General features: G+C 49.7%; 5 protein-coding genes and 4 tRNA genes. 7 read left to right on the forward strand and 2 right to left on the reverse strand.

Annotated elements, in window-relative coordinates:
- The 4 genes from FFM79_RS12410 (at nucleotide 1) to FFM79_RS12425 (ending at nucleotide 381) form a co-directional block, all read left to right on the forward strand.
- Nucleotides 1–73 (forward strand) — tRNA-His (locus tag FFM79_RS12410).
- 7 nt (nucleotides 74–80) lie between these two features.
- Nucleotides 81–152 (forward strand) — tRNA-Gln (locus tag FFM79_RS12415).
- A gap of 23 nt (nucleotides 153–175) precedes the next feature.
- Nucleotides 176–246, forward strand: a tRNA-Cys gene (locus tag FFM79_RS12420).
- Between the two features lie 50 nt (nucleotides 247–296).
- A tRNA-Leu gene (locus FFM79_RS12425) sits at nucleotides 297–381 on the forward strand.
- Between the two features lie 501 nt (nucleotides 382–882).
- Here FFM79_RS12425 and FFM79_RS12430 read toward each other — a convergent pair.
- Entirely contained in the window at nucleotides 883–1,125 is a 243-nt protein-coding gene (locus FFM79_RS12430; protein ID WP_137643783.1) for a hypothetical protein, read from the reverse strand.
- 167 nt (nucleotides 1,126–1,292) lie between these two features.
- The gene (locus FFM79_RS12435) at nucleotides 1,293–2,135 is read right to left on the reverse strand and encodes a helix-turn-helix domain-containing protein (protein WP_137643784.1); all 843 of its coding nucleotides are present in this window, start codon (nucleotides 2,133–2,135) and stop codon (nucleotides 1,293–1,295) included.
- Nucleotides 2,136–2,368: 233 nt separating this feature from the next.
- On the opposite strand from FFM79_RS12435, the gene FFM79_RS12440 reads away from it, so the two are divergent.
- The 3 genes from FFM79_RS12440 to FFM79_RS12450 are packed head-to-tail and all read left to right on the forward strand — an operon-like array spanning nucleotide 2,369 to nucleotide 6,814.
- Entirely contained in the window at nucleotides 2,369–3,961 is a 1,593-nt protein-coding gene (locus tag FFM79_RS12440) for an MFS transporter (protein ID WP_137643785.1), read from the forward strand.
- A gap of 21 nt (nucleotides 3,962–3,982) precedes the next feature.
- Entirely contained in the window at nucleotides 3,983–6,037 is a 2,055-nt protein-coding gene (locus FFM79_RS12445; protein ID WP_137643786.1) for a glycosyl hydrolase 115 family protein, read from the forward strand.
- A 6-nt stretch (nucleotides 6,038–6,043) separates the two neighbouring features.
- Nucleotides 6,044–6,814: a sialate O-acetylesterase gene (locus FFM79_RS12450; RefSeq protein ID WP_225424454.1), complete on the forward strand. Its 771-nt coding sequence runs from the start codon at nucleotides 6,044–6,046 to the stop codon at nucleotides 6,812–6,814.
- Nucleotides 6,815–7,159: the final 345 nt, after the last annotated feature.

Consider the following 7,159-nt stretch of genomic DNA (forward strand, 5'->3'; position numbering starts at 1 on the left):
GCGGTAGTGGCGAAGTGGTTAACGCACCGGATTGTGGCTCCGGCACGCGTGGGTTCGATTCCCACCTACCGCCCTTTGATTGGGTTATAGCCAAGTGGTAAGGCAATGGACTTTGACTCCATCATGCGCTGGTTCGAATCCAGCTAACCCAGTTGGGTTTGGGCAAAAAGATGATGGCGGTATAGCCAAGTGGTAAGGCAGAGGTCTGCAAAACCTTCATCACCGGTTCAAATCCGGTTACCGCCTTTCCTGAAAAGGTTATGTTCCTGATCAGTAAAAGACCCATTTATTATTTTGCCGGCGTGGCGGAATTGGCAGACGCGCTGGACTCAAAATCCAGTTCCCGTTGAGGGAGTATCGGTTCGACCCCGATCGCCGGTACTTAGAGGCTATCCAGATAGCTTTCGGTACCTAAAAGAAGTCGTTATATCGTTGATATAACGGCTTCTTTTTTAGTAGTTAGCCCACACATTCCAGTGGTAGACGATGATAATCAATTCCATAGCTGATTCTCAAGATCTTTCCCGCTTGGCCCTTATTGGTAGCGCTAAGATGGCCAATAACGCCCGTACACAGCCTTTGGGCGCTCCGCATGGTTGGAGATCGGAATGGACAACCAAAAAGCCGGTCAACTGCGCTTAACGGCATTAGGTGAATCAGCGGGGCTAAGGATGATTCACCTGACAACATTAAAGCTTACCGGCTAACCGATTTTTGATATCTACGCTGGGGGCCAAACTATTACCACAAGTGGCTAGAAAATAACAATGGAAAATAGCAAAGTGCGTAAGCGTTTAAGCACGCACGTTAATACTGGAACTGAACAAACAATCCGGATCAATCACTTTCCTATGGGCTAACGAAGGGGCCGTGCCGCCACTACTATTTCTGTTCAAGACGCTCTTCGTCTAAGCGCTGTTCCAACGTAATCAGCTCATCTAAGACCTGCCCAGGTGTTTTATTAACGGCGCGTGCAATTGCCTTGATGACGCGGCCTGATAAGCGATCGGTGCCACTGGTTGATTGGCTGGCCCGTAAGAGGGTGGTTTGACCAACGCCACTAATTTTGCTGACCCGGTAACGGGTGACGTGGTGTTGATCGAGATAATGTTGAAAGACATTCATTAAATTCGACCTCCAATTGAACTTGGGACCACGTCCACAGCTTTCCAGCGCTCGACGCCCGCTTCAGCGCTTGGCAGTTGGCGGTTCAGCGCATTTTTTAACCGACATGGTTACCCTACTTAACCATTAACTTACCGTTAGTGTACCATGAATTCAGCAATTTTCCATTATGAACGCATTTGTTTTTTGTAACGGCCTGGAGAAACCCCGACCTGTTTACCAAACGTGCGAATAAAATTGCTGTAATTGCCGTAACCACACTGCGCGCAGACTTCGGTGACGCTCAGGCCGGTTGCTAACAACTGCTTAGCGCGCTCAATCCGTTTTTCGATGATGTACGTGTGTAGCGAAACGTTCATGTACTTTTTGAAGTACTGATCAAGGTAATTGGGATTGAGGTAAAAATATTCGCCCAGGGCCCGCAAACTTAAGTCCGTTTGAAGATGATCGCCAATAAAATGGGTGATTTTTTCGAGTAAGGCGGGCATTTGGTTTTCACGGGGGAGGGTGTGAGCCGGTGTTTGGTTAGCGAAAATTAAAATTGTCATTAATTGAATGCGTTCGGCAACGTCGGCCGCGTATTTAGGGTGGTCGATAATCGTTAACAGTTGGTCACATAATTCAGTGAAGTGCTGGCACTGCGCTTCGGTGAGTTGCTGTGCGCTGACTTCCTGTTTTAAGGCCGTTCGAAAGCAAGCGTAGAGGTCGGTCTGCTTCGTTGAAAATTGAGCAATTAAGCCGGTATCAATGTTCAAGCAGACGCGTTCATACACAGTTGGACCGTGCGTCAGTGCACAGTGCCAAATGCCATTGGGGATTAGGATCAAGGTGTTAGGTTCAACCGCAAACGCCTGGCGCTCAGTATAAAAACTGATGTCACCCGAGCGGAGGAGATACAGTTCAATATGGTGCGAGTGCACGTGTAAGGGGCTGTTGTGTCGTTGACTCGTGACGTGTTTACAAAAGACCGGTATGGAAATGGTCCCGTCAATGGGTAGATTATCAATCAAGTTATCACCTACAGTTTTGCAAAGTTTAGCGATGAAAAAGCAAAGAATATGCGTTATTCAGCACCTATAATGTAATTGTACAAAAGAATTGCTGATTGGTAAAACATTATTAGCTAGCTAAGTGGTTCAAAATCATCGTCAGCGGGGCCATTCTTATGGGGAAAGAAGGTTCTTTGTACGCTTAAATGAAAGCGAATACAAAACTTGCTTTTAAACTGTAGGAGGCAGTCAGAATGGATAAACAGAAAACAACGCTTCACGATGGCTGGGACGAGTACGCCGGTAAAAAGATTTATCAGCATCGCTCCAAGGTCGGTCTCGGTCATTCGGTAGGATTCGGAGTCTTTTCATTTTTCAGTATTTCAATGCAGGGGCTAGTTGGTGCCTGGTTACTCTTCTTTTACACGACTTTTTGTGGCCTAACCGCCGGCCAAGGGGCAACAATCTTTTTAGTTGGCCGGGTGGCGGACGCCATTGCGTCGTTAGTCATGGGTAATATTTCAGATAACATTTACAAGTTTAAAATCGGCCGTAAGTATGGGCGCCGGCACGTCTTTATTTTAGCGGCCGCACCGTCGGTATTATTTGCCATTACGATGTGGGTTGCCGGCATGAGTTTTTGGTATTATTTAGTCACGTACGTCATTACAACGGTGTTAATGTCCGTCTTACAAATTCCGTGGGAAACGCTTCCTAACGAAATGACGAAGGATTACAATCAACGGACGACGATGTCAACGGCCCGGATGGTCATTGCCGGTTTGGGGAACATGTTAGCTCAGTTTGTGCCTGCCCAATTATTCAATTACTTTCCAAAGACGTCACCCGTACCGTACATTGTCATGCAAGCAGGCTTTTCAATTGTGACGTTCTTCTTGATTTTCATTACCTACAAAACGACTTGGGAACACTTTGTGACCAAGGCCGAAGCACAACACATTGAAGCCGAAGCACGGCGTGAAAATAATGGGAACAAGCCCAACTTAAAATCGGAACTTAAAAACTATTTCTCAACGTTTAAGATTAAGAGCTTCCGGATTCACATGGGTATCTATCTCAGTTCTTACTTTGCGACGATTCTTTGGTCAACCGTCTTCGTGTACTTTATCGTTTTCGTGGTTGGTAAGTCGACGAGTGTTTCAGGATTCTTACAATCGTTAAGTATCGTTTCCGTACCAGTCACACTTTTAGCGGGGTACATTGTGACCAAAATCTCACCCCGGGCATTGTACGCGTTTGGTTACAGTCTCATTTTAATTTCCTGTGCGGACTGGGCGTTTGTTGCCCTCACCAAACCTGCGCACGTTATGGTCTGGTTAGTAATTGGGACGTTATTCTACGAAGTGGGGTTATACATCCTATACTTCGTACCGTGGAACGTCTTTCCGTTTATTCCAGACGTTGATACGTTGGTTACCGGGAAAAATCGCTCCGGTTTATTCGCATCCGTCATGGTCTTTATTAACCAAATTAGTCAGGGGCTTGCGTCCGTTGTTGCTGGGTACTTACTAGACTTTGCGCATTTCAGACAATCCACTTCCGGGGCGATTGCCCAACCGGCGAGTGCCACGAATATGATTACGTTCATTGTGTCCGGTGGTGTCGCCATCATGATTGCGCTGGCGTTATTCTTTGCATTACGGTTTAAACTGAGCAAAAAGACCTTTACCGTTTTGGCCGACGAACTGGTTCGGTTACAAAATGGGGGGAGTATGAGTCAAGTTGATCCCCATACGAAGGCGGTTTGTGAAGACTTAACCGGGGTTAAGTACGATTCAATTGACTTCTGGAAGAAAAACGACCAAGTGACGCAACCCAAAGAATGACCGAACAATGGAGGAATTAGAATGAGCAATCAATTTATCGTTTCTAAAAGTACCCAAGTTACGGCGGATTTAAGCAACCCGGTTCTCCGCAACGCAAGCCGAATTTTACGGCGGGACCTGGCCGCGACCGTCACGGCGCTTGGGGAAGCCAATCAAATTCAACTGGTCTTGGATTCACAGCTTCCTGCCAGTGAACAGTTTAAGATCACGCGGGTCGCTCCGCAGCAACTTCAAATTAGCTCTGGAACCGCGCGCGGCGTGATGTACGGTGCTTTGGCGTTTTCGCGACAAGTTTTACACGTGGATGATTTTTGGTTTTGGCTGGATACCTTACCACAGCCCGTGCCAACAATTACCGTACCAACCTTAGCCCAGCTGCAATTACCCGCGTTTCGCGTTAAATACCGCGGTTGGTTCGTCAATGACGAGGTCTTATTAAAACATTGGGATTACCAAGAATCCAATACTAACGTTTGGCTACTGGTTTACGAAACCTTACTACGTTGCGGTGGGAATCTCATTATTCCAGGGACGGATAAGACGGCCCACGAAAATACCGTGACCGCGGCGGAAATGGGTTTAATTTTAACGCACCACCACGCTGAACCCCTGGGAGCCCAAATGTTTTCACGGGCTTATCCCGATTTGGATGCCTCGTATCAGAAGTATCCGGAGCTGTTTCAAGGATTGTGGCGTGACGCCATCGCGGCTCAAAAAGACCATGCCGTTATTTGGACACTGGGCTTTCGTGGACAGGGGGACCGGCCCTTCTGGCTCGACGATGATCAGCACTACTCGTTAGCTGACCGCGGCCGTATCATTAGCGACGTGATTAAAACGCAGTACCGCCTCGTGAAAGCTGCGCAACCCGAGGCCACCTGTGCCATCAATATTTATGGCGAACTGACGGCCTTATCACAACAAGGCCTCTTAGATATTCCCGCGGACGTGATTCAAATTTGGGCGGACAACGGCTACGGTCGGATGCTATCACGGCGCCAAGGAGATGACGACCCGCGGACGGACGTCCTAAGCGGGGGGCGGCCCGACCGCTCGCAAGGCATTTATTACCACGTTGCTTTTCACGACCTGCAAGCTTCCAATTTCTTGGGGCTTCTCCAAATCGACCCGCACACCGTGGCCGCCGAGTTAGAAAAGGTTCACCAAGCCGGAATGGACGACTTCGTGATGTGTAATACGGGGAACATTAAGCCTAACGTACTTTTCATTCGCTTAATGGCCCAAAGTTGGCGGGCAGACTTTCACGTTCAATCCGAAGCTCAGATCCTGAAAGATTACGTGGCGCACTATTATCAGACGGCCCACGCCCCGATTGCACGCCTGTACCACGACTATTTTGCCGCCGCCTTAGCATACGGCCCGTTTGCCGATCAGAAGGCCGGTGACGAATTTTATCCGTATACGCTTCGAAAGTTGGTTGCGACTTGGTTAACTGGCCGCAAGCAGCTCCCAGAGATGGGTTGGCTAACCGGTGACCAGGAGTTTGCGGCGCAACTTGATCACATCGAAAAGTTGATTCGGGGGGCCATTCAACCGTGGTGCGCCTTGGCGCAAAACGTCCAACAAACGCAAGCGACTTTACCAGGGGCTGACAAGCGCCGGCTCTACAATGACTTGTGGTTAAGCGTGGCCGTTCACGTTTATCCCTTGAAGGCGCTAAAACTGGTAATCAATGCGATTCGTAATTGCGATTCGGCTACGGACCGGGGGCGGTTATGCGCCTTTGTGCAAGCAGATGCTGCTTACCGCAACCTCCAACGGGTGCCAGGACTTTGGCAGGCGAACCCGCAACCGAAGTGGGCTCATTTTTACGATAACGACTGCTATAATAACTTGGTTTCGGCGGCGGACGTTACCGCCACGCTCCGCGCCCATATTCGCTTGATTGGTGACGGTCCCGACCTCGATCAGTGGGAGCGCCAGTACCTAATGGCACCGCGCGATGCTAAAATTATGCTACTTTCCAACACCCATCGGGCCTATAATGATGGTGAACTTGCGACGCGGCTCCGGGGTCGCTATGATTGGCTGGATGCCGCCGCGACGTTAGATTAGGGGGTCTTGATAATCGAACCACGTAAACGACTCGTCTTGATTTCAGCGGGACAGTCTAATATTGACGGGCGCAACCCGTTAGCTGAATTACCGGCACCAATTACGCTGCCGATGACGCACGTACATTATTGTAGTAACTACACGGCCGGGCACGCGCAGGGGCGCTTTCAACCAGCCATCACGGCGGATGACCTGTCTGCTAAGCGCTGGGGCTTTGACCTTGCCACTTACTACTACTTGTCGCAAGTAGCCAATTACGACCTCTACGTGATGAAATGTTCCGAAGGGGGTACGTCGATTGACGTGACCGGCGAGTCGGCTGATCACTGGACCGCGGATGTGGGTCAACTGAGTGATCCGCGTCATTCGCTATTACGTCAATTACAGGCGTTGGTTGCAGCTTGTCAACGGACCACGCCGGCGGTGCAGACGGTGCATGCGATGCTGTGGCACCAGGGCGAGGGTGACCGGGCGGACTTTTCGCCGGCCGCTTCGGCGCACTACTACGACAACCTGAAGGCGTTCTTTGCGGCTTGTCGGGAGACTGTGCGGCAGCCGCAGTTACCAATTTTCTGTGGGACCGTCAGTCATCGCTCGACTCAGTACGACCCGCAGGTAGAAGCGAGTTTGTTGCGGTTGGCACGAGCGGATCCAAACCTGCACGTGATTGACTTAAAGGATGCAACTTTGCGGGATAATTTTCATTTTGACCCGACTAGTAGTGTGGCGTTTGGGAAGGCGCTCTATGAGGTGATGAGGGAGAATTTAAGAGTGTGAGGTCAGACGGGTGGTATTGAGCATTGCCTAGCTAAGGCGTTGTCGCGGTTTATGCGATGACGCCTTAGCGTAGCAAGCGCAGATACCAGTCTGACCGAACACGTTTCGGCTATCTAGCAGTGAACGGGCTAGGCGTTGTCGCCTGGGTTTGGCGATGGCGTCTTAGCGTAGCAGGCGCAGGCGTCAGCCGACCCGGAACACGTTTCGGCTATCTCGCAACACTTGGGTGTCTAACTAGGTTCAGCGTTCCGATTATTCGTCATTTAAAGATGCAAAAAATACTAAGCTTAGAGGCATAGAAGTTACCCGACGGGGTGCTCCTATGCCTCTATTACTTTATAGTGG

Source organism: Lactiplantibacillus modestisalitolerans, assembly GCF_005405425.1.
GTDB classification, from domain to species: Bacteria; Bacillota; Bacilli; order Lactobacillales; family Lactobacillaceae; genus Lactiplantibacillus; species Lactiplantibacillus modestisalitolerans.